Annotated in this window: 21 protein-coding genes, 1 tRNA gene and 1 pseudogene; 12 read left to right on the top strand and 11 right to left on the bottom strand. The window is 64.7% G+C overall.

Annotated features, from left to right (window positions below; genetic code table 11):
- Window positions 1-142: 142 nt before the first annotated feature.
- The 3 genes and pseudogenes from SVXhr_RS01830 to SVXhr_RS01820 all read left to right on the top strand — a co-directional run.
- Window positions 143-319: pseudogene (locus SVXhr_RS01830) on the top strand (signal recognition particle protein Srp19); the annotation flags it as partial.
- 162 nt (window positions 320-481) lie between these two features.
- Entirely contained in the window at window positions 482-2,416 is a 1,935-nt protein-coding gene (locus SVXhr_RS01825; RefSeq protein WP_275738963.1) for an ABC transporter ATP-binding protein, read from the top strand.
- A gap of 30 nt (window positions 2,417-2,446) precedes the next feature.
- Window positions 2,447-2,626 carry a hypothetical protein gene (locus tag SVXhr_RS01820; RefSeq protein WP_275738962.1) on the top strand — a complete coding sequence of 60 codons (180 nt, stop codon included), beginning with the start codon at window positions 2,447-2,449 and terminating at the stop codon, window positions 2,624-2,626.
- 34 nt (window positions 2,627-2,660) lie between these two features.
- Here SVXhr_RS01820 and pheA read toward each other — a convergent pair whose 3' ends face one another.
- On the bottom strand, window positions 2,661-3,467 hold the full coding sequence (pheA, locus tag SVXhr_RS01815; protein WP_275738961.1) for a prephenate dehydratase: 807 nt from the start codon (window positions 3,465-3,467) through the stop codon (window positions 2,661-2,663).
- A 115-nt stretch (window positions 3,468-3,582) separates the two neighbouring features.
- Between pheA and SVXhr_RS01810 the strand changes: the two genes are divergently transcribed.
- The gene (locus tag SVXhr_RS01810; protein ID WP_275738960.1) at window positions 3,583-5,037 is read left to right on the top strand and encodes a protein kinase; all 1,455 of its coding nucleotides are present in this window, start codon (window positions 3,583-3,585) and stop codon (window positions 5,035-5,037) included.
- A gap of 57 nt (window positions 5,038-5,094) precedes the next feature.
- Here the strand turns inward: SVXhr_RS01810 and SVXhr_RS01805 are convergent, their stop codons facing one another.
- Together SVXhr_RS01805 and SVXhr_RS01800 are read right to left on the bottom strand one after the other, a co-directional pair.
- Window positions 5,095-5,376 carry a type II toxin-antitoxin system RelE/ParE family toxin gene (locus tag SVXhr_RS01805; protein WP_275738959.1) on the bottom strand — a complete coding sequence of 94 codons (282 nt, stop codon included), beginning with the start codon at window positions 5,374-5,376 and terminating at the stop codon, window positions 5,095-5,097.
- A complete protein-coding gene (locus SVXhr_RS01800) occupies window positions 5,369-5,647 on the bottom strand; it encodes a ribbon-helix-helix domain-containing protein (protein WP_015789017.1) in 279 nt (92 codons plus the stop codon). The genes SVXhr_RS01805 and SVXhr_RS01800 overlap by 8 nt, the downstream gene beginning before the upstream one ends.
- Window positions 5,648-5,914: 267 nt before the next feature.
- Between SVXhr_RS01800 and SVXhr_RS01795 the strand changes: the two genes are divergently transcribed.
- Complete coding sequence (locus SVXhr_RS01795; RefSeq protein WP_275738958.1) at window positions 5,915-6,229, top strand: hypothetical protein; 315 nt, start codon at window positions 5,915-5,917, stop codon at window positions 6,227-6,229.
- Between the two features lie 381 nt (window positions 6,230-6,610).
- Here SVXhr_RS01795 and thsA read toward each other — a convergent pair whose 3' ends face one another.
- The 6 genes from thsA to SVXhr_RS01765 all read right to left on the bottom strand — a co-directional run bounded on the left by thsA (window position 6,611) and on the right by SVXhr_RS01765 (window position 12,192).
- Window positions 6,611-8,287: a thermosome subunit alpha gene (thsA, locus tag SVXhr_RS01790; protein ID WP_275738957.1), complete on the bottom strand. Its 1,677-nt coding sequence runs from the start codon at window positions 8,285-8,287 to the stop codon at window positions 6,611-6,613.
- 126 nt (window positions 8,288-8,413) lie between these two features.
- On the bottom strand, window positions 8,414-9,472 hold the full coding sequence (locus SVXhr_RS01785) for an ATP-binding protein (RefSeq protein WP_275738956.1): 1,059 nt from the start codon (window positions 9,470-9,472) through the stop codon (window positions 8,414-8,416).
- 159 nt (window positions 9,473-9,631) lie between these two features.
- On the bottom strand, window positions 9,632-10,180 hold the full coding sequence (locus tag SVXhr_RS01780) for a KH domain-containing protein (RefSeq protein ID WP_275738955.1): 549 nt from the start codon (window positions 10,178-10,180) through the stop codon (window positions 9,632-9,634).
- An 81-nt stretch (window positions 10,181-10,261) separates the two neighbouring features.
- Window positions 10,262-11,308 (bottom strand): DNA repair and recombination protein RadA, encoded by a 1,047-nt coding sequence (gene radA / locus SVXhr_RS01775; RefSeq protein ID WP_275738954.1) that lies wholly within the window; start codon window positions 11,306-11,308, stop codon window positions 10,262-10,264.
- 142 nt (window positions 11,309-11,450) lie between these two features.
- Window positions 11,451-11,777, bottom strand: coding sequence for a hypothetical protein (locus SVXhr_RS01770; protein WP_275738953.1), 327 nt, complete (start codon window positions 11,775-11,777; stop codon window positions 11,451-11,453).
- Between the two features lie 184 nt (window positions 11,778-11,961).
- The gene (locus SVXhr_RS01765; protein ID WP_275738952.1) at window positions 11,962-12,192 is read right to left on the bottom strand and encodes an Lrp/AsnC ligand binding domain-containing protein; all 231 of its coding nucleotides are present in this window, start codon (window positions 12,190-12,192) and stop codon (window positions 11,962-11,964) included.
- Between the two features lie 118 nt (window positions 12,193-12,310).
- Here SVXhr_RS01765 and SVXhr_RS01760 point away from each other — a divergent pair, with 118 nt between their 5' ends.
- Both SVXhr_RS01760 and SVXhr_RS01755 read left to right on the top strand, forming a co-directional pair.
- Window positions 12,311-12,997: a TrkA family potassium uptake protein gene (locus SVXhr_RS01760; RefSeq protein WP_275738951.1), complete on the top strand. Its 687-nt coding sequence runs from the start codon at window positions 12,311-12,313 to the stop codon at window positions 12,995-12,997.
- A gap of 1 nt (window position 12,998) precedes the next feature.
- Window positions 12,999-13,229 carry an Lrp/AsnC ligand binding domain-containing protein gene (locus SVXhr_RS01755; RefSeq protein WP_275738950.1) on the top strand — a complete coding sequence of 77 codons (231 nt, stop codon included), beginning with the start codon at window positions 12,999-13,001 and terminating at the stop codon, window positions 13,227-13,229.
- 38 nt (window positions 13,230-13,267) lie between these two features.
- Here SVXhr_RS01755 and SVXhr_RS01750 read toward each other — a convergent pair whose 3' ends face one another.
- Window positions 13,268-13,783, bottom strand: a complete 516-nt coding sequence (locus SVXhr_RS01750; RefSeq protein ID WP_275738949.1) for a DUF5813 family protein — start codon at window positions 13,781-13,783, stop codon at window positions 13,268-13,270.
- A 134-nt stretch (window positions 13,784-13,917) separates the two neighbouring features.
- On the opposite strand from SVXhr_RS01750, the gene SVXhr_RS01745 reads away from it, so the two are divergent.
- Entirely contained in the window at window positions 13,918-14,808 is an 891-nt protein-coding gene (locus tag SVXhr_RS01745) for a hypothetical protein (RefSeq protein WP_275738948.1), read from the top strand.
- Between the two features lie 293 nt (window positions 14,809-15,101).
- On the opposite strand, the gene SVXhr_RS01740 is transcribed toward SVXhr_RS01745, so the two are convergent.
- Window positions 15,102-15,186, bottom strand: a tRNA-Leu gene (locus SVXhr_RS01740).
- A gap of 128 nt (window positions 15,187-15,314) precedes the next feature.
- On the opposite strand from SVXhr_RS01740, the gene trpD reads away from it, so the two are divergent.
- From trpD to trpG, 4 genes are read left to right on the top strand one after another with little or no spacing between them, the layout of a single operon-like run.
- Window positions 15,315-16,325 (top strand): anthranilate phosphoribosyltransferase, encoded by a 1,011-nt coding sequence (gene trpD, locus SVXhr_RS01735; protein ID WP_275738947.1) that lies wholly within the window; start codon window positions 15,315-15,317, stop codon window positions 16,323-16,325.
- Window positions 16,322-16,960 carry a phosphoribosylanthranilate isomerase gene (locus SVXhr_RS01730; RefSeq protein ID WP_275738946.1) on the top strand — a complete coding sequence of 213 codons (639 nt, stop codon included), beginning with the start codon at window positions 16,322-16,324 and terminating at the stop codon, window positions 16,958-16,960. The genes trpD and SVXhr_RS01730 overlap by 4 nt, the downstream gene beginning before the upstream one ends.
- Window positions 16,957-18,597 carry an anthranilate synthase component I gene (trpE, locus tag SVXhr_RS01725; RefSeq protein WP_275738945.1) on the top strand — a complete coding sequence of 547 codons (1,641 nt, stop codon included), beginning with the start codon at window positions 16,957-16,959 and terminating at the stop codon, window positions 18,595-18,597. The genes SVXhr_RS01730 and trpE overlap by 4 nt, the downstream gene beginning before the upstream one ends.
- The gene (gene trpG, locus SVXhr_RS01720) at window positions 18,594-19,259 is read left to right on the top strand and encodes an anthranilate synthase component II (RefSeq protein ID WP_275738944.1); all 666 of its coding nucleotides are present in this window, start codon (window positions 18,594-18,596) and stop codon (window positions 19,257-19,259) included. The genes trpE and trpG overlap by 4 nt, the downstream gene beginning before the upstream one ends.
- Window position 19,260: the final 1 nt, after the last annotated feature.

Raw genomic sequence — 19,260 nt, 5'->3', positions numbered from 1 at the left:
AGAGGAGCACGACAACATCTGCCCATCCATCGGCACGCAGCGAATCCATATTCATATATTTACCTACGGTGAAATTTTCTGTCCTTGTCACTTAGGAATACTGGATCCTTGAAGCAGGAGATTCCCGTTTACGCGTGAGATTGGAGAAACCAAGGACTACATCCGCGAACTGCTCAAACAGCACAAGATGATGGACCGCACCCTCAATCAGTTCCAGGGCATGGGCGATGCAGATATGGAACGCATGATGAGTAGATGGAGGGCGGCGACATGGGGACATGGGCAGCATGGGTGGCATGGGGGCGGCAACCCGTTCTGAGTTTCCGTTCGAGAAGCCGATACCGTCGAGTGGTTTTGCGTGTGTGCAGTGCTGAACCCGGTGCCAGAGACGTGAGTCTCGACAACACGGGCCAAATCTAAGATGTGATTTATCACCATCTTTCCGATGGTCTTTTCTCCCGGCGACTCCTGGGACAGTCGAATGAGCATCGACCTCGACGACGACGAAGTATTCGAGGACGTCCGCGACCGCGCGGATCGCCCGATGCGCCGACTGTTTGCCGAATACGGGCGGGAGTATTCGTTCCCGTTCACGATCGGGTTCGTCAGCAGCGTCGCCGCCCGAATCCTCGACCTGCTTCCGCCCCTCCTGCTTACGCTCGCCATCGACGCCATCTTCGACGACCAGCAGTACAGCCTCTGGTTGGTCCCCCAGTCGCTGATTCCCGAAACCCAGAGCGCACAGCTCTGGCTCACCGTCGGTATCATCGCCGCCGCGTTCCTGATCGGGGCCGGCTTCCACTGGACGCGCAACTGGGGGTGGAACACCTTCGCCCAGAACATCCAGCACAACGTCCGGACGGACACCTACGACAAGATGCAGCGGCTGAACATGGACTTCTTCGCCGACAAGCAGACAGGCGAACTCATGTCGATCCTCTCGAACGACGTCAACCGATTGGAACGCTTCCTCAACGAAGGGATGAACGCGTTCTTCCGGCTATCGATCATGGTGCTCGGGATCTCCGTGATCCTCTTCTACTGGAACTGGCAGCTCGCGCTGGTGACGCTCGGCGTCGTCCCCCTGATCGGCTTTTTCACCTACAAGTTCGTCGAGACTATCCAACCCAAGTACGCCGACGTCCGGTCGTCCGTGGGCCAGCTCAACTCACGCCTGGAGAACAACCTCGGGGGCATCCAGGTCATCAAGGCCGCCAACACCGAGACCTTCGAATCCGATCGGGTGGATGATGTCTCCGAGGACTACTTCGACGCCAACTGGGACGCCATCGGCACCCGGATCAAGTTCTTCCCCGGCCTCCGGCTGCTGTCGGGCGTCGGGTTCGTCGTCACCTTCCTCGTCGGCGGCCTGTGGGTGTTCACCTCCCAGACCACCGGAACCGGGCCGTGGTTCTTCACGGGCAAGCTCTCGGTGGGGGAGTTCGTCGGCTTCATCCTGCTGTCCCAGCGGTTCATCTGGCCGATGGCGCAATTTGGACAGATCATCAACATGTACCAGCGCGCTCACGCCTCCAGCGAGCGCATCTTCGGGCTGATGGACACGCCCAGCCGGATCGTCGAGGACCCCGACGCCGAACCCCTGGAAGTCACCGACGGCGACGTCACATTCGACGACGTCACTTTCGGGTACGACGAGACGGAGACCATCGTCGAGGACATCGCCTTCGAGGTCGAGGGCGGCGACACCGTCGCCTTAGTCGGGCCGACCGGCGCAGGCAAGTCCACCGTGATGAAGCTCCTCCTCCGGATGTACGACGTCGACGAGGGGGCAATCGAAATCGACGGGACGGACCTCCGCGAGGCGACGATCCCGAGTCTCCGACAGGCCCTGGGATACGTCAGCCAGGAGACGTTCCTGTTCTACGGGACCGTCCGGGAGAACATCGAGTACGGCACGTTCGACGCCGAGAAGGACGAAGTCGTCGAGGCGGCCAAGATGGCCGAAGCCCACCGCTTCATCCAGAACCTTCCCGACGGCTACGACACGAAAGTCGGCGAGCGCGGCGTGAAACTGTCGGGTGGCCAGCGCCAGCGGATCGCCCTCGCGCGAGCGATCCTCAAGGATCCCGAGATCCTCGTCCTGGACGAGGCGACCTCCGACGTCGACACGGAGACGGAGATGTTGATCCAGCGCTCGCTGGATAAACTGACCGAAGACCGGACGACCTTCGCCATCGCTCACCGACTCTCGACGATCAAGGACGCCGAGAAGATCGTCGTGATCGAGGACGGGCGGATCGTCGAGCGCGGGACCCACGAGGACTTACTCGCCGAAGACGGCCTCTACGCCAAGCTCTGGGCCGTCCAGGCCGGCGAGATCGACGAACTGCCCCAGGAGTTCATCGAGCGGGCTGCCGAACGCCGTGCCCAGACGGAATCGGAAGCCGACGACTGAACTGGCTGGAGACCCGAGACGGAGGCCAGGATGACCGACCGCGCCATCGACCATCTCCGACAGCTCGATCACTGGACGTTCCTGCTCGCACTTGTCCTCGCTGCGATCGACGCCATGCGGACGCGACGCCGGGTTCCCCAGGTCGTGACCGGACTCCTCACGGTCGCGCTGGTCTACGACGCCTATGAGTTCGTCACCGACGATAGCTGAGTCGGGACGACTACTCGACCACGTGACGAGATCGCTATTCGACCACGTGACGCGTATCGTAGGAGCCGAGTCGCTTGACCCAGCCCTCCCTCGCCAGATCCTCGACGACGTCCAGAGCGTCCTGAAGCCGCTGTTCGTAGAGGCCGGCCTCGACGTCGATGTGGAAGACGTAATCACCGAGTCGCTCGCCGCTGGGCCGGGATTCCAGTCGCGAGAGGTTGACGTCCCGCTCGGCGAAGGGTTCGAGGAGTTCGAGCAGGAGGCCGGGATAGTCGACGTTCGGGTAGACGATCAGCGACGTGTTCCCGCCCTCGACCGATCGCTCCTCGGGCCCGGCGATCGCGAAGAAACGCGTCGCGTTCGAGGACCGGTCCTGGATGTCCTCGGCGAGGACCGAGAGGTCTGCCCCCGCGTTGTCGGGGTGAGCGATGGCGGCGATCGTGGAGTCTTCCCGGGCACGTTCGACGCCGCGGGCCGTGCTCGCGACGGCCTCTAACTCGGCGTCGGGATAGTGATCTTCGAGGTAGCTCCGACACTGAGCCAGCGCCTGAGCGTGGCTCGCGACGAGGTCGAACTCGTCGCTCTGGGCGAGCAGGCCGTGGCGGATCGGCGTGATGATCTCCGCGACGACCGCCACGTCGGAATCCGCCAGCGCGTCCAGCGATTCGGTGACGCTGCCCTCGATGCTGTTCTCGATCGGGATGACCCCGCGGTCGTACTCGCCGTCGGCGACCGCCTCGACGATCGCCGTGACGGACTCGGTGAACTCGACGGCGTCGGAAAGCGCCGACGCGGCCCGGTGGGAATAGGTGCCCGACGGGCCGAGCGTGATCGTTCGCATACAGGTCGCTTCGGCATAGCGGCCCAAAAACACCCCGGTCACACGGCGGAAGCCGAAGGGTGTGTGACGACTGTCTGACTGAGGTTCTTGTGGTTGAGGTGGATACCGTCCCCCAATGGGAACCGAAACGGGCGACGGGGACGACGCCACTCGTCGCGCGGCCGAGCCCGACGCCGAGGACGTACTCTCGTTAGTCCTCCCGTCGGTGCTCGACGGGCTGGCCGCCGAGGCTCGCCGGGCGCGCGTCAGTGCCGCCTGGACGGCCTGCCGGCTGGCCGACGAGCGCCCACAGCTCGGTGCCGAACTCGCCGCCCGTCTCGTTCGATCCGCCGGAGAAGCTCACCGGGAGGCCCTGGTTCGAACGCTCGCGACGCTCCACGAACGCCACCCCGAGCAGGTCGGCAACGCCCTCCGGGCGTTCGACGGGACCGTCGTCCGGGCCGTCCGGAAGGCCGGCAGCTGGGATTTCGACGCGGAACTCCGGGCCGACGGCGGCGCGACGACGGCCTCCGGGAGCCAACACGTCGTCGAAACGTCTCAACCGGGCGTCTCAGTCTACGAGCGATCGCTGCCCGACGAACCGGTCGAGCCCGAGCCGCCGGACCGGATCGTCGATGACGAGGTCGAATCGGAACCTGAGCCCGAACCGACGCCGGACACCGACGGGAGCGTCCCCGATGAACCGGGGACGCCGGAGCACGTCGAGGAGCGCCGCCGCCGCATCCAGGCCGCCGAGAACTCCGAGGCCTTCGCCGCCGTCCAGCTAGTGAGTGCCTTCGACGAGATCAGCGTGATCGACCCGCCCGAACGCGGGCGGTACGGCCACATCCTGCCCTCGCGGGCTCGCATGGACCAGGCCGAGTACGGCGTCGATCTCCTGTTTTTCGACGAACCCGGCGAAGGCGCTCGGGAGTTCGGGTCGGCCGTCCACGAACGCCTCCACCAGTGGTACTGCGCCGACGAGGCGACGGGGATCGTCGCCGTCGCGGACTACGGCGACCACCCCCGGCCGTGGGTCGCGACGCCACGGGCCGAGCACACGCTTGCCGATCGCAGACCCGCGGATCTCGACGTTGCCCTGCGGGACGCCCGGGACCTCGCCGCCGGCCTCGCGGCCGTCAACGAACGCGGGCTGGTCCACGGCGGGATCGACCCCCACGACGTGGTCTACCCCTCGATCGGCTTCGAGGAGAATCCCTCACCCAGCCTCGCCAACCTCGGCGTGATGACGGTCTTCCGGCGGCATTTCCAGCCCGCCGAGTACGTCGACCCCCGCTACGCCGCCCCGGAGTACTTCGACGATCGCTACGGGTCGGTGGATCACGCGACCGACGTCTATCACTTCGGGGCTGTGCTGTTCCGGCTCCTCACCGGCGAGGATCCGTACCGCGGCGACTACGACGACGTCCGGGCCGCCATCCTCGACGACGAGACGCCGGTCCCCAGCGACGTCCGCCCGGACGTTCCAGAGCCCGTCGACGAGATCGTCGCCAAGGCGATGGCTCCCCGGAAGCTCACTCGCTTCGAGACGGCAGCCCAGCTGCACCGCCAGCTCGATCAGCTTGTTTGAGTGGGGTTGGACTGATCGTTGTGAATGAACGTCACGTTGTCAGCGGCCTGAAACGCTCTAATCGTCGCCTGGCTTATACGCCCCGCCACGTCGTTCGATCGTGTAGATGTCGAGAACCTGCTCGTCGTGGTCACACTCGGCACCGAGCCGAAACTGGCCGATCCGGAGCTTCGAATGTGGTGCCCCGGTCAGCGGTTCGAGGTAGTCGTCTGGGTCGCGCCACCGATCGGTGACGATGTCGTCCAGCTTGTCCGTAATTCGCGATCGTGCGTGTTCGTCGAGATCGTCGTACGTCCGCTTGGCTGGTGCTCGAAGCTGCCACGTCCACTCTTCACTCATCGTCGTTCAGCAACTCGTCGCGGGAGAACGTCTCGCTGTCGCCCGTGCGGCGTGCGTGCTCGACCGCCGCGATCTCCTTCCAGCTCTTGCGGGTGAGACCGGGGTGCCGGACGGCATCACGAAGGGTTTCCCGAATGAACTCGCTTCGGCTATTGTACCCCTCCTCGCCCCACGTCGCGTCGATGTCTTCGAGTAACGTCTCCGTGAGACGGACGTTGATATTCGTCTTTTCGGGTCCACCACCGCCACTATCCGTATCTGCATCAGACATACGAATGTGTTACGTTCAGGATCGAATAAGTGTTCGGGATCAACTGCTGCCCTCTCGGGAAATGGACGAGTCCCTCGATTTTCCGATCGAAACTCGCCTGAACGAGTAGGACGCCGGTGAGAGATCGGACAGACCGTGTTTCAGAAAAATGTCCTATAGGAATGATTTCGCCTACGGTGTGAGCGAATGCTCCACTCAATTAGTTTTCGAATTATCCGTTCATAACATTGAGAAAACTCTTTATCGGAATAGGTGAAAGACAATTTGATGGATATATCTAGCAAAGCAGCCCTTGGTGGGGGACTGCTAGTTGTCGTATTCGTCCTATTTGCCGGACTTATCGGCGTCCCGTTTTTGAATGACAACAGTTGCCCTCCGCAGCTCCATGTTTCAGAAGACAGATCAGGAGCAAACGGTGTTGAAGTGGAATACGAGGATCTCTCCGAGCGCCGCCAAACAGAGTTTAGAGATGCGTTGCGGAATGATTTCACCAATATCGACACCACCTATGATGCGTGGGTGAGTACATCTCTCGTGAAGTATCACGGTGAAAATTATTCTATTGCTGTCGCAGTCTGTTAGCTGTGTATCGCGTGAATCGTTCAATCCGTAGAAATACAGGAGCCTCTCACTGGTACCCGTTAAAAACCGAAGTGTCTCGTCAAAACGGATAGTTCACGTCCGCGAGGCAAGCGGACGGCGAGCGATGGCGTCAGGCGGTGGCCGGGTAATGGCCTCTGTGAAATCTTCCTACCGTCGGTTTCGCCTCGCGGGTCGTTCCTCCTCTCACGTGTCGCTTCGCTCCACGTTCGAGCAATCGAGGCCTCACTCCGTTCGGCCTCGCGCTCCCCGCTCGGCATTCCGAGGGCCGTACTTCGTACGCCCCTCGCTTCTCGCGTGTCACTCACTCCGTTCGCTCCCGCTCGTCGACCAAGCGGTCGCTCCCGGAGGTCGCGACCGCTCCTACATCGCGCCGCCCATGCCACCCATACCGCCCATGCCGCCCATGCCGCCGCCCATACCGCCAGGGCCGCCAGCGGGCGGGCCGCCGTCGTCGCCGTCGTCGCTGCCGCCGCCCTTGAGGTCGCCGGCGGCGATCACGTCGTCGATCCGGAGGATCATCACGGCGGCCTCCGTCGCACTCTCGACGGCCTGAGTCTTGACGCGCAGCGGCTCGTAGACGCCGTCCTCGCTCATGTCGACGATGTCACCGGAGTAGGCGTCGAGCCCGACGCCGATGTCGCCGGCGTCGTGCTGACTGCGGAGGTCCACGAGGGAGTCGATCGGGTCGTGACCCGCGTTCTCGGCGAGGGTTCGCGGGACGACGTCGATCGCGTCGGCGAACGCCTCGACAGCGAGCTGCTCGCGGCCGCCGACGGAGTCGGCGTGGTCACGCAGTCCAAGCGCGAGTTCGGCCTCGGGAGCCCCGCCACCGGGCAGGACCTTGCCGTCCTCGAGGGTAACGCGAACGACGCCCAGCGAGTCCTCGATGGCGCGTTCGACCTCGTCGACGACGTGCTCGGTGCCGCCGCGCAGGATGAGCGTGACGGCCTTGGCGTCCTCGACGTCCTCGACGAAGATACGCTGGTCGCCGCCGACGGCGCGCTGTGCGACGCTGCCGGCGAAGCCGAGATCGTCCTCGGTGATGTCGTCGATATTCGAGACGACGCGGCCGCCCGTGGCTCGCGAGAGCGCCTTGACGTCGGACTTCTTGGCCCGACGAACGGCGAGAATGCCCTCCTGGGCGAGGTAATGCTGGGCCATGTCGTCGATGCCCTTCTGGCAGAAGACGACGTCGGCACCGACGTCGGCGAGCTGATCGACCATCTCCTGAAGCTGGGCCTCTTCCTGGTCGAGGAACTCCTGAAGCTGGTCGGGGTCCGAAACGTTGACCTCGGCGTCGATCTCTGTCTCCTGAACCTCGATCGCGGTGTCAAGTAGCGCGACGTCGGCGTCCTCGACGGCGTAGGGCATGTTGTCGTGGACGCGCTCCTTGTCGATGATGACGCCCTCGACGAGTTCGGACTCGTCGGTCGAGCCGCCGACGACGGTCTCGACTTTGACGTTGTCCGTGTCGATTTCGTCGCCGTTAGCGACTGACTGGAGCGCGTTGACGACCAGTTCCGCCAGCGTGTCCTTGGAGCTTTCCGCCCCCTTGCCGGTCATCGCGGTCGCCGCGATCTGTTCGAGGATCTCGTCGTCCTCGGGGGTGACCTCGATGGCGTTCTCCTCGAGAATCTGTTTTGCCTGCTCGGCCGCCTGGCGATACCCCTGTGCGAGGATCGTGGCGTGGATGTCCTGTTCGAGGAGGTCCTCGGCCTTGCTCAGGAGTTCACCGGCGATGATGACGGCCGTGGTCGTGCCGTCGCCGACCTCGTCCTCCTGTGTCTCGGCGACCTCGACGATCATGTTCGCCGCGGGGTGCTCGATGTCCATCTCGTCGAGGATGGTGACGCCGTCGTTCGTGACGACGACGTTGCCCGTCGAGTCGACGAGCATCTTGTCCATCCCCTTCGGGCCGAGCGTCGTCCGAACGGCCTCGGCGACGGCGGTCCCGGCGGTGATGTTCATCGACTGGGCGTCCTTTCCGGAGGTTCGCTGACTGTCCTCGGAAAGTACGATGAGGGGCTGGTTACCCATTTGTTGAGCCATAGTCAGACGAGGATTGATTGCCCTTCTATATAAGTACTTCGTTACAAATCAGAATGGGACAGTGTACTCCCGGAAGGTGCCAATCCATGTGACCTGGTACCAGCCTTTTAAGTATTACTGGTTCATTCCGAAACGTCGGTGGCGGAGTTCGGGAGTGATGTGAATCCGTTCGACGTCCTGTCCGGAGCGGTACCAGACGAACGCCGCACGCGTGAACAGTTCCCGACACTCCAAGCGAACCTCGCGTGGGTTTCCTCCGGTCCGATCATGAATGTCCACGATCGCCGCGGGTTCGAAGAGATCGGGCGACTCCCCGTCGTAGTCCTCTCCCCGGAAGTACGAGAGCGATCGAGCGATGTACTCGGCGATGTCCTCGACTTCGAAGGGGTCGATCCCTTCGTAATATCGGAGTCGTGAATCGAGCGTGGCTTTGACGTCCCCGAGCCGATCCCGGCCGGTGGGCGTCCCGCTGAGGAACAATCGGACACCAGCGTCGCCCGCGATCTGGATCGCCGAAAGCAGATCCTCGGGCAGATCCTCGATCTCGTCGATGATCAGCAGTATCGTCACGTCCTCGGCCCGGGCCTGCTCGGCGACCTCTTTGACGGCCTGTTTCGTTTCGGCCGTCGCCCACGGAATCCCGTCGCGGATCTGCCAGTAGTTGTCGGGATCGATCTCGATGCCCGCCTCGGCAGCCACCCGGAGCACCCTCTCGTAGAGTCCTCGGGCGGTCGTCTGTTGTGGATTGTCGACGTGGGCGACCAGAAAGTCATCACGGTCCCCCAGGTCCCGCTTGAGGATCTCCCGGAAGGCTGTCTTACCGGTGCCGTACTCGCTGACGAGGCCGATGTGCTGGCGCTGGAGCAACCAACTGGTCACCTGATTGAGCAGCGTGCGGTCGTGGCGGACGTACAGCGGTTCGGGCATTCCGTCCCGGCCCGCCTCCTCGGTGAACGGGAGGTCCGCGACGTCGTCGGGATCGCCCCCGAGTGCCCGGCCGAACGCGAGCAGTCGTTGTTCGACCGCGTCGAACTGGTCCAGCACGACGCCCGCCTCGGCGTGCGTCCGGCGCTTTCGGTCGTCCTCCCGCAATTGTCGGAACCGATCGACGACGCGCTCGGCGCGATCCCCCACCTCATCGTCCCGGTCGTGATCGTCAACTGTCTCCCCCATGGAATCCGTCACTAGCCACACTGTTCAGTGAGACGAAATATGTTACGGCGGTCACGACCCCCCTTCCCAAAATTGAGACAAGTCGACTAGGCGGTCCAAGCGGCCGTCTAGCAGGTAGAAACTGCTTGATCCGGGAGCAGCTTCTTGGTTCCGTCAAGATCAGCCGGTGAACTGGTGGTACTCCAGGCCCTGGTGTTTCATCTCGTTGTGGCGGCGTTCGAGGAACGAGTAGACCGACCCGTGGGGCGCACCGTCGAGGATCATCTCGGCTGCCTCCCGGACGGCGTCGACCTGCTCTGGGCCGCCGATGATCGACAGCGTCGACCCGTAGATTGCGACCGCGGCCCCGGTAAGGTCCTCCATCAGCTCGCGGGTCCGGCCGTCCTCACCGATGAGCCGGCCTTTGAGACGCTTGAGATCGTTCGGGTTACGCGCAACTGCATCGATGTCGATCATGTCGAACATCATCATATCGTCATCGAGCAACCGGAGGGCGTCATCGGGCGAGAAACCGCGACCGATCGCCTTGACGATGTCCGGGCCTTTCAGTCCCGTCACGGGGTCGCCGACGGACTCGACGGCGACCGCGCCGGTCTCGCTATCGATGTCGAGTCGAACTTCAGCTTCCTGTTCGATCTCCCGCATCGTCTCACCACCCTCGCCGATCACCACACCGATCCGGTCCTGCGGAATCTTCACGTGTTGCATATGCGCCATATAGCGGCCGCGTTCAGTTAAGTATCTCGCACTGCCGATTCGGCGGGGACACGCCCTCGATCGCCCGAGGGCTTACTCCGCCATCAGGCCGCCACCTTCGACGCGCATGACACCCTCGCCGTCGGGCAGGTTCGGCGCGTCGACCAGGCGGACGATCCGCTTGTCGCCCTTCGATTTCCGGAGATACAGCCGGAACGTCGAGGTGTGGCCCAGAATGTTCCCGCCGATGGGCTGGGTCGGGTCACCGAAAAAGGAATCGGGGTTGGCCGCGACCTGGTTGGTGACGACGACGGCGGTGTTGTTGAGGTCGCCGACCCGCATCAGGTCGTGGAGGTGCTTGTTGAGCTTCTGCTGGCGGTCGGCGAGTTCGCCACGACCGACGTACTCCGCCCGGAAGTGCGCGGTCAGCGAGTCCACACAGAGCAACCGAACGGGGAACTCCTCGTCTTGGCCCTCACTGGCGAGCTCCTGGGCCTTCTCGGCCAGCAGGATCTGGTGGTTGGAGTTGAACGCTTTCGCGACGTGTATCTTGTCCAGCATCGACTCGACGAGGTCATCGAAGAGATCGTCGTCGGTCGCGTCGGCCTCGCCCTCCTCGGCGACGCCGTGGAGCACCATCGTATCCTCGATCACGTCGTCGTCAAGCCCTTCGACCATCTGCTCGATACGCTCGGGACGGAACGTGTCCTCGCTGTCGATGAAGATCGAACTACCCTCGAGCCCGCCGTGCTCGGCCGGGAGCTGGACGTTGACCGCCAGCTGGTGGGTGACCTGGGACTTGCCCGCCCCGAACTCACCGTAGACCTCGGTGATCGACTGGGTCTCGACGCCGCCGCCGAGCAACTCGTCGACCTCCTCGACGCCCCAGGTGAGCTTGCCGATCTGTTCGCGGCGTTCGAGCACTTCGGCCCCGCTCTCGAACCCACCGATGTCGGCAGCTTCCCGGGCGGCCTGGATGATGTCCGCCGCGCTGGACTCGCCGATGTCGGCGGTGTTGCTCAACTCGCCGGGGCTCGCGACGGCGATGCCCTGATAGGAGTCGAATCCGTTCTCGGTGAGCTTCTCCGCAGTCGCCGGACCCACGCCCGGCAGATCTTCGAGATCTTCTGTTGCTGCCATACCAGTCGGTTTACCCGCCCTGGCATATAAAGCCTCGTTAACACCGGAGTGAAAGTGAAGCTGGTGGAGGGTAATCGGAAGCCTACCCAGAGACAGTACGGAGCGAGCGTCCCGGAGGAGCATTCCCCGACAAACGGTTCGATCAGGACCGATCCGTGGGTTCGGGCAACTCGACGTTCGCCGGATCGGGCATCCAGAAGTAGTCGATCGTCACGCCGAGCGTGAGCGGGCCGACGATGGTCACACCGAGGACAGCCATGCGACTGTCAAGATCGGGACCAAGTCCGAGAAAGCCGGCCAGGACGAGCGTCGTGACGAACAGCGCGAGCATACCGAACAGGACCGCGTAGATCGCTGCGCCCCAGCGAGTGTGCAATCGGACGCGGAAAAACCGAGTGGTAAGCGCCACGGTCGCGGTGTTGAGAAGGACGATCACCGCGAGCCCGATGGCGTCGGCCACGCCAGTCATACCAGCATCCACACGGGCCAGCCCCTTCGAGGTATCGTTTCCGGCAGCCCTGCTCGATCGGCGGGCGTCGGTTCGACAATACGGACGCAAAAACCAGTTGGAGATGATATCCGGACGGCGAAACTTCTCAGCCGGCAAGCCATCGTCACGACGCCGTTTTGCCGTCCCGACCGGGGTGGTAGCACTACTCCAGGCAGATGTACGACCGGGTGTCGGTGACGCCGTCGAGGTCACGGATACCGCTGGCCACCGACTCCATGATCTCGTAGACGGAGTCCCGTTCGGCCTCGACGACGAGATCGTACTGTCCAGCCACGACGTGGGCCTCCTCGACACCGATTGCCGCCCGAGCATCCCCGAGGAGTTGCTCGGCCGTTCCTGCGGCCGTCTTCACCAGGATGAACGCTCTAACCATCGGTAACCATGATACGGATTACCATGACATGAACCTTTCCCTCCCAGTGCCAGCCAGAACCGGCGTCGGTTTCGCCGGCGAGGATAGCTTTATTCGTTCGCACGTGAATAGTCACCATATGCGATTCGTTATCGTGGGTGCCGGTCGGGTCGGGCTCCGGACAGCCCGAGCGCTCCGGGAGAGCGGCCACGACGTCGTCCTCGTCGAGGCGGATCCCAGGACGGCCGACCGGGGACGGGACGCGGGCTTCGAGGTGATCAACGGGGACGGGTCGCTCGAACCGGTCCTCGAACAAGCGGATCTCGACTCGACGGACGTTGTCGGCGCGCTCACTGGTGATCTCAATGCCAACTTCGCAACCTGTCTGATCGCCAGCGAACACGGGTGTCGGACAGTGTTACGCATCGACGAAGACTACCGCGAGGACATCTACCGACAGTACGCCGATGCCGTCGACGAGGTTGTCTACCCCGAACGCCTCGGCGCGATCGCGACCAAGAATGCCCTGCTCGGAGGCAACAGCGTCGCGATCGCCGATATCGCCCAGCATCTCCAGTTGATCCAGTTTACCGTCACCGCCGACGCGCCGGTCAACGGCTACAGCCTGAGTGAACTCGAACTGCCGGCCAACGCGCGGCTACTGGCCTTCGGCAAGCAGGACGATCCGGTCGACGTGCCGAACGTCGACGCGTCCCTGGAGGCTGGCGATCGACTGGTCGTCCTCGCGGATTTCACGGTTCTCGGCGACGTCCGACAGTTGATCGTGGGCGAGCAGCCCCCACAGCAAGCACTCGGAGGTGCCTGACATGGTTACAGCGTACATTATGGTCAAAGCACACACCGGCGAGGCGGATCGACTCAAGAACACCATCGACGCCATCGACGGGGTGGCGAGCGCGCACGTCGTCGCCGGCGACGTCGACCTCATCGCGAAGGTCGATGTCGCCGCACCGGCCGATGTCAAGGACATTGCCGCCACACAGATCCAGGAGATCGACGGTATCGAGGACACCCAGACGTACCTCGCGATGGATTGAACCGGTCGGCCACACAGGGCCCCGGTGGGTCGCCGCCGCTACAGCGGGGTACCGCTTCGCTCGTTATCGCCGGCCGTCTTCGAGGCCTGGAGGAGATCGGCGACCGGCGGCTGGTAGTCGTACCCGGGAACGATCCCTTCGACGTAGGTCCCCTCAACGTACTCGACGAGCGTCTTGGCGATCGCCGCGGCCTGATTCGGGTCGCCGTACGAGAAGACGAACGAAGCGACTGCCTGGCTGTCGTCTACACGAAGCCGATGCTCGTCGAGGTCGACCCGCGCCCGTGTGGCCCCGGCCGCGTCCTCGAGTCGGCGTTCAAAGGTCTCGAACCAGCCCTCTTCGACCGCCGGCCCCACGACCTCGTCCTCGACAGCCGCGTCGAGCATCGGCGTCCGGACGGTCACCGTATATTCGTGACCCACCCCCTCGACGTCGGTCGCCGTCACCCTCGCATCGAAGACGGTCGTCGTCACGCGATATCCCTGCTCGCTTGCTTCGAACGCGCCGTGGTCGTCGAACGCATCGGCGACGGCCGGCGGTAGCGTATCAGTCATCGATCGCTCGTTGGGCCGGAGTACAAAAAAGAACGTCGCGTGAGTCGTTGCCGTCCTGTTTCCCCGCCGAAGTTCGCGCCGGATTTCGACATCCCCACCACAAAACACATGCCCATATCATGTGACTACAACGTATGCACCGCCGCTCAGCCCTCCTCACCGTGCTGGTGCTGCTGTTGATCGGCCTGTCGGGGTGTTCGGCGGCCGGATCGCTCTCGATGCACCCGGCACCGAACGCGACGGCGATCGCCGATCACGCTTCGATCGACGTGAGCGACCTCGACGACGAGCCCTCGCGTCTCGTCCGCGGGGCCGTCGCTGGCTCCGGACCCACCGCGGAGGCTGACCATCCACCCATCACGCCCGACCGTCCGATCGCGGTCGACGGGACGTACTACAACGTCACGTGGTCGGCGGTCGATTCGAGGGCGGTCCCCCAGTTCGTGCTCACCCTCGAGAAGGACCCGACCAACACGACCGGTGACTCCATCGCCTACGGTGACCTCCCGGCCGTCGACAGGCGCGCACTTCCGGACCCCGGTTCAGAGTTGATCGCCGCCGACGAGACCATCGCGACGCAGGCTGTCTACAACGAGTCCGAGCAGGCGGCGTCCGTCCTGGTTTCCGGGCCCCGCTACGAACTGGTCGAGTTCGAGGACCGGACGATCCGCGTCACCGTGGACGGCCCGTCGCCGAAGACGCTGTACACCTATCGGTACGACGCCTCACCGGTGGCCGACAGCAGCGCGGAACTCGCGACCAGGCTCGAAGCCGACTCGCTGTTTGCCCTGACGAACCTCACCGAACCGGAACGCAAAATCGTCGAGCAGGCGATCGGCGACACGCACTACGTGGAGGACGAATCCGACGCGTGGACCCGGCTCCTCGAGCGGTTCGACGCCGCCGAGCCAGTCTACGCCGTCGACCCGGACGACCCCGACTACGTCGACGGCGAGTATCTCGTCCGCTACGACGGGACGATCTACTGGGCCGAGATTTCCGGGTATACGGGCGGCGACGCGTAACCGATACGCGATTTCGGTTTACCTCCACGCGGCGCGACTTTGCGCCGCGCACTGACTCACGGCTCGCTCCGCTCGCCGTTCGTAATAATCGAGACGTTCGCTTCGCTCACGTCTCGCTATGCGAGGGAGGGGAGTGAGCAAACGCGAAGCGTTTGCGAACGTCGATCGACGCGCCGCGTCGATCGGAATTCGAACCGAAATCAGACGGTCGGCCTCACTTCGTTCGGCCGCTGCGACTGATAGGCTTCGAATCCCAACTGAACGCATCGCTCCTCACGTCCGTTCGTCGCAGATGCGAGGGAGGGGATTCGAACCCCTGGACCCCTTCGGGAGCGGGTCTTAAGCCCGCCGCCTTTGGCCTAGCTCAGCCACCCTCGCGCATCTATCCGTCCGGCACTCACGGGAAAATCGGTTTCGGTACCGACCGACGACGACCGACCACACCGGTCCCGATACGCTTAAGTCGTTGTACGGATTTGTACACTACAATCCGAATACGTACAACAATGTCCACACTACAGACACACATCGAACGCGTCACCGAGGGAGAGGATCTGACCGTCGAACAGGCCAAAGAAGCGTCGAGTGCGGTCTTCGAGGACGCGACGGAGGCCCAGATCGGCGCGCTCCTGAGCGCACTCCGGGCGAAAGGCGAGACCGAGGCCGAGATCGCGGGCTTCGCCCAGGGGATGCGCGAGGCCGCCCGGACGATCGAACCCGATCGCGACCCGCTGGTCGACACCTGCGGGACGGGCGGGGACGACTACGACACGATCAACGTCTCGACGACGAGCGCCATCGTCGCCGCGGGCGCGGGCGTCCCGATCGCCAAACACGGCAACTATTCGGTCTCCTCCTCCTCGGGCAGCGCCGACGTGCTGGAGGAGGTCGGCGTCACGGTCGACGCCGAACCGCCGGCCGTCGCGGACGCCATCGAGCGCGAGGGGATCGGGTTCATGCTCGCGCCCGTCTTCCACCCGGCGATGAAGGCCGTCATCGGCCCGCGCAAGGAACTCGGCATGCGGACCATCTTCAACGTCCTCGGCCCGCTCACGAACCCCGCCGGCGCTGACGCGCAGGTGCTGGGCGTCTACGACCCCGATCTGGTTCCCCTCATCGCGCGCTCGCTCGCGCACATGCCCGTCGAACACGCCCTGGTCGTCCACGGCAGCGGCCTCGACGAGATCGCCATCCACGACGAGACGACCGTCGCCGAAGTGCAGGGCGACTCCGTCGAGGAGTATACCCTCTCTCCGAGCGACCTGGGACTCGACCGCCACGACATCGCCGATGTGGCGGGCGGGACACCTGAGGAGAACGCCGAGGCCCTCCGCGGGATCGTCCGCGGCGAGGAAAACGGCGCGAAGCGGGACATCATCCTCGCGAACGCCGGCGCGGCGATCTACGTCGCCGGCGAGGCCGACTCTCTCGAGGACGGCGTCGAGGTCGCCCGCCAGGCGATCGACTCGGGCGCGGCGGGCGAGAAACTCGCCGGCCTCCGCGGTGTGGTCGCATGACGCGCGTGAAGGTCTGTGGGCACACCCGGATCGAGGACGTCCGGGCAAGTGTTCGAGGGGGCGTGGACGCCGTCGGCGTGATCAGCGAGGTGCCAGTTGACACGCCCCGGGAAGTCGCCCCTGAGCGCGCCGCCGACCTGCTCGACGCCGTGCCGCCGCTCGTCTCGGGCGTACTCGTCACGATGCCCGAGACAGTCGAGGACGCACGAAAACTCGTCGGGGAAACCCAGCCGGACGCCGTCCAGGTCCACGGAACGCTCGACCCTGACGAGGTCGAGGAACTCGCGGCGGCGATTCCCCAGTCGGTCCTGGTCGCGCTCGATCATGGGGCCGACCTGGACGCCTACGCCGACGCGGCCGACGGACTCGTCGTGGACTCGCTGGACGAAGCCGGCGGCGGCGGGACCGGCCGGACCCACGACTGGGACCGGACGGCCGAGCTGGTCGAACGCCTCGACGTCCCGATCCTGCTGGCCGGCGGACTCACGCCCGAGAACGTCGCTGAGGCCGTCGAGACCGTCCGGCCGTTCGGTGTCGATACCGCCAGCGGCGTCGAGCGCGACGGTGGGGTCAAGGATCACGACGCCGTCGAACAGTTCGTCGATCGGGCTGGGGAACCGCGGGTGGTCGCATGACGGGCGAGCCGTCGCTCTCCCGCGATGCGTTCGTGGACCTGGCCGACGCCGACGAACCGGGCGTGATCCGGGTCGCCGTTGAACTCGACGCCGACGTGGATCCGCTCGCGGCCTACGCGGCGGTGACCGGTCGCGAGAGTAGCTCCGAGAACGCCAACGCCGACGAGTACGCGTTCCTTCTCGAAAGTGCCGAGAAGGTCGCCTCCAGCGATCCCAATGGCGCGTTCGCGCCCTCGACTGACGACCGCCACGCCCGGTACTCCTTCGTCGGGTACGATCCCGTCGCGGTCGCGACCGTCGAACCGGACGGGACGAATCTGGACATCCTCGACGACCGCTACGCCGACCTGCTCGAACCCAACGGCGGCGACGTGCTCGACGATCTGCGGGCCGTCCTGCCCGACGTCGAGCGCCGCGGCTTTCCGGCCCACGACCGCCAGACGCTCTCGGGCGGGCTCGTCGGGTTTCTGGCCTACGAGGCCGTCTACGACCTCTGGCTCGACGAGGTGGGAATCGATCGGTCGGACTCACGATTCCCGGACGCCCAGTTCGTGCTCGCGACGAAGACGCTGGTGTTCGACCACGCCGAGGACACGGTCTCGCTGGTGTTCACGCCGGTCGTTCGGCCCGAGGAGGACGCGGGCGCGCGATACGACGAGTTGCTCGCAGAAGCCGAGCGCGTCGAGTCGCTGCTTGCCGACGCGGGGGATCCCGAGACCGGCGGATTCCACCGGGTGCACGAGGACGCCGGCCCACAGGACGAGTACGAGCAGGCGGTCGAACGCGCCAAGGAGCACGTCCTCGACGGCGACATCTACCAGGGCGTGATCTCCCGAAAGCGAGAGCTCTACGGCGATGTCGATCCACTCGCGCTGTACGACTCGCTGCGCTCGATCAACCCCTCGCCGTACATGTACCTGCTGGGGTACGACGACCGCACGATCGTCGGCGCGAGCCCGGAGACACTCGTCTCGGTCGGCGGCGACCTGATCACCTCGAACCCCATCGCAGGGACGTCCACGCGCGGGACCAGCCCCGTCGAGGACCGTCGGCTGGCGGGCGAGATGCTCGCAGACGAGAAAGAGCGGGCCGAGCACACGATGCTGGTCGATCTGGCGCGCAACGACGTCCGCCGCGTGGCCGAGCCCGGTAGCGTCCGCGTCGAGGAGTTCATGAACGTCCTGAAGTACAGCCACGTCCAGCACATCGAATCGACCGTGACGGGGACGCTCGCCGACGACAGCGACGCCTTCGACGCGACGCGGGCGGCCTTTCCGGCGGGGACGCTCTCGGGTGCGCCGAAGATCCGCGCGATGGAGATCATCGACGACCTCGAGCCCGACCCGCGCGGGATCTACGGCGGCGGCGTCGGCTATTTCTCCTGGAACGGCGACGCCGACTTCGCGATCGTCATCCGGTCGGCGGCGGTCGAACACGGCGTCGACACCGTCGACGGAAGTGGCGAGAAGCGAATGCAAGATCGCATCACCGTCCAGGCCGGGGCGGGGATCGTTGCCGACTCCGACCCGGCCAGCGAGTACGAGGAAACCGAACAGAAGATGGGCGGCGTGATCGACGCCCTCGAACGGATCGAGTCCGTGGACAGCGAGGCCCCGGTCGAGGAGGTGTCCCGATGAGCGAGTCGGTCAGCGATTCCGACGACCGCCACAGCGAGTCCGCGACGCCTGCGGGAACCGCGACGCCGACTGACGCCGACGAACTCGAGGTGCTGTTCGTCGACAACTTCGACTCCTTCACGTACAACCTCGTGGAGTACGTGTCCGAGCACGCCGACACGACGGTCGTGAAGAACACGGCTTCGCTCGAAGACGTCCGGGCAGCGGATCCCGACGCCATTATTATCTCGCCGGGGCCGGGCCATCCCAAGAACGACCGCGACGTGGGCGTGACGACGGCTGTGTTGCGAGAAGTCAGTCCCGAGGTGCCCACGCTGGGGGTCTGTCTCGGCCTGGAGGCTGCGGTCTACGAGTACGGCGGCACGGTCGGCCACGCGCCGGAACCGATCCACGGGAAGGCAGCCTCGATCGATCACGACGGCGAGGGCGTCTTCGCCGGCCTCGACCAGGGGTTCCAGGGTGGGCGATACCACTCACTGGTTGCCAGTGACGTCCCCGATTGCTTCGACGTGACGGCGACCACGGCGGCCGACGATGGAACGGAACTCGTCATGGGAATCCGCCATCGCGAGCACCCGATCGAGGCCGTGCAGTTCCACCCTGAATCGGTGCTGACGGCCGTCGGCCACGACGTGATCAGGAATTTCCTCGCGGGGGTATGAC

It is taken from the genome of Halorhabdus sp. SVX81 (genome assembly GCF_029207715.1).
GTDB lineage: Archaea > Halobacteriota > Halobacteria > Halobacteriales > Haloarculaceae > Halorhabdus.
The sequence above is the reverse complement of the archived record's forward strand: the minus strand, read 5'-3'. Positions and strand labels throughout refer to the sequence as shown.

What these genes read in the sequence shown, in the direction of transcription:
- SVXhr_RS01765 (WP_275738952.1), bottom strand. Translation starts at nt 12,192, where the DNA reads ATGGTTAGAGCGTTCATCCTGGTGAAGACGGCCGCAGGAACGGCCGAG.
- SVXhr_RS01770 (WP_275738953.1), bottom strand. Translation starts at nt 11,777, where the DNA reads ATGACTGGCGTGGCCGACGCCATCGGGCTCGCGGTGATCGTCCTTCTC.
- pheA (WP_275738961.1), bottom strand. Translation starts at nt 3,467, where the DNA reads ATGCGAACGATCACGCTCGGCCCGTCGGGCACCTATTCCCACCGGGCC.
- trpD (WP_275738947.1), top strand. Translation starts at nt 15,315, where the DNA reads ATGTCCACACTACAGACACACATCGAACGCGTCACCGAGGGAGAGGAT.
- trpG (WP_275738944.1), top strand. Translation starts at nt 18,594, where the DNA reads ATGAGCGAGTCGGTCAGCGATTCCGACGACCGCCACAGCGAGTCCGCG.
- thsA (WP_275738957.1), bottom strand. Translation starts at nt 8,287, where the DNA reads ATGGGTAACCAGCCCCTCATCGTACTTTCCGAGGACAGTCAGCGAACC.
- SVXhr_RS01825 (WP_275738963.1), top strand. Translation starts at nt 482, where the DNA reads ATGAGCATCGACCTCGACGACGACGAAGTATTCGAGGACGTCCGCGAC.
- trpE (WP_275738945.1), top strand. Translation starts at nt 16,957, where the DNA reads ATGACGGGCGAGCCGTCGCTCTCCCGCGATGCGTTCGTGGACCTGGCC.
- SVXhr_RS01800 (WP_015789017.1), bottom strand. Translation starts at nt 5,647, where the DNA reads ATGTCTGATGCAGATACGGATAGTGGCGGTGGTGGACCCGAAAAGACG.
- SVXhr_RS01810 (WP_275738960.1), top strand. Translation starts at nt 3,583, where the DNA reads ATGGGAACCGAAACGGGCGACGGGGACGACGCCACTCGTCGCGCGGCC.
- SVXhr_RS01755 (WP_275738950.1), top strand. Translation starts at nt 12,999, where the DNA reads ATGGTTACAGCGTACATTATGGTCAAAGCACACACCGGCGAGGCGGAT.
- SVXhr_RS01805 (WP_275738959.1), bottom strand. Translation starts at nt 5,376, where the DNA reads ATGAGTGAAGAGTGGACGTGGCAGCTTCGAGCACCAGCCAAGCGGACG.
- SVXhr_RS01730 (WP_275738946.1), top strand. Translation starts at nt 16,322, where the DNA reads ATGACGCGCGTGAAGGTCTGTGGGCACACCCGGATCGAGGACGTCCGG.
- SVXhr_RS01760 (WP_275738951.1), top strand. Translation starts at nt 12,311, where the DNA reads ATGCGATTCGTTATCGTGGGTGCCGGTCGGGTCGGGCTCCGGACAGCC.
- SVXhr_RS01750 (WP_275738949.1), bottom strand. Translation starts at nt 13,783, where the DNA reads ATGACTGATACGCTACCGCCGGCCGTCGCCGATGCGTTCGACGACCAC.
- SVXhr_RS01785 (WP_275738956.1), bottom strand. Translation starts at nt 9,472, where the DNA reads ATGGGGGAGACAGTTGACGATCACGACCGGGACGATGAGGTGGGGGAT.
- SVXhr_RS01820 (WP_275738962.1), top strand. Translation starts at nt 2,447, where the DNA reads ATGACCGACCGCGCCATCGACCATCTCCGACAGCTCGATCACTGGACG.
- SVXhr_RS01795 (WP_275738958.1), top strand. Translation starts at nt 5,915, where the DNA reads ATGGATATATCTAGCAAAGCAGCCCTTGGTGGGGGACTGCTAGTTGTC.
- SVXhr_RS01780 (WP_275738955.1), bottom strand. Translation starts at nt 10,180, where the DNA reads ATGCAACACGTGAAGATTCCGCAGGACCGGATCGGTGTGGTGATCGGC.
- radA (WP_275738954.1), bottom strand. Translation starts at nt 11,308, where the DNA reads ATGGCAGCAACAGAAGATCTCGAAGATCTGCCGGGCGTGGGTCCGGCG.
- SVXhr_RS01745 (WP_275738948.1), top strand. Translation starts at nt 13,918, where the DNA reads ATGCACCGCCGCTCAGCCCTCCTCACCGTGCTGGTGCTGCTGTTGATC.